This window comes from Xenorhabdus sp. NBAII XenSa04, from assembly GCF_963866145.1.
Lineage (GTDB): Bacteria > Pseudomonadota > Gammaproteobacteria > Enterobacterales > Enterobacteriaceae > Xenorhabdus > Xenorhabdus indica.
This window is the reverse complement of record NZ_CAWMEB010000029.1, coordinates 1-383: the sequence shown is the minus strand read 5'-3', so window position 1 is coordinate 383 and position 383 is coordinate 1. Positions and strand designations below refer to the sequence as shown.

Here is a 383-nt window from a genome sequence, read left to right as displayed (position 1 = left end):
AAGGGAACCTCTAAAAACTTTTCATAGCCGCCTAACAGAGTAAAATACAAACAACACATCTCTGTAAGGTAACGCCATCATGCTCCCTCCTCGTTCTGCTTTGAAAAAAGACAAATTGGCGGCCGAGTATCATCGGCAGAAAATAGATAAATTAGGCGACCCACTCCTTTTACTTGATAAGTATGTTGATTTTTCGGCACTCGCTGAGTCGGTTGACCGTGCGGTGCCCCGCGTTGTTTCGCCTAAAGGGGGACGCCCGCCGTTCCCTACGGAAGTGATGGTTCGCATCATTATCCTGAAACATTTCCATACTCTTTCTGATGAAAAGATGGAATATCAATTACTTGACCGGATGAGCTGGCAACGGTTTTGTCGTTTAACCG

Annotated in this window: 1 protein-coding gene; it reads left to right on the top strand. The window is 45.7% G+C overall.

The features are described 5' to 3' along the window. Positions 1-79: 79 nt before the first annotated feature. Positions 80-383: transposase (locus tag AAC147_RS01640; protein WP_047685019.1), on the top strand; the 304-nt coding region annotated here is incomplete at its 3' end.